Source organism: Salegentibacter tibetensis, from assembly GCF_020164485.1.
In the GTDB taxonomy this organism is placed as follows: Bacteria; Bacteroidota; Bacteroidia; order Flavobacteriales; family Flavobacteriaceae; genus Salegentibacter; species Salegentibacter tibetensis.
In genome coordinates, this window is record NZ_JAIQZA010000181.1 from 1 (window position 1) to 248 (window position 248).

The 248-nt window shown below is 42.3% G+C and carries 1 protein-coding gene; it reads left to right on the plus strand.

Translation table 11 applies throughout. From position 1 onward, the window contains the following. A partial coding sequence (locus LB467_RS18985; RefSeq protein WP_224475696.1) for an ATP-binding protein occupies positions 1 to 248 on the plus strand: 248 nt, incomplete at both ends.

Consider the following 248-nt stretch of genomic DNA (forward strand, 5'->3'; position numbering starts at 1 on the left):
TCCGCCAGGCACGGTTTAAACAACAAGCCTCCTTTGAACAAATCAATTTTAATCAGCCCAGAGGTATAGATAAAAATATGCTGCTTCGTTTACAACAGGGAGACTGGATTAAAAAATCAAGGGACCTAATTATTACAGGACCAACCGGAGTAGGCAAATCATTTATCGCTTGTGCCTTGGGATTCCAGGCCTGTGCACAGGAACTTAAAACCATGTATTTTACGGCCAATAAACTCCTGGACCGAATG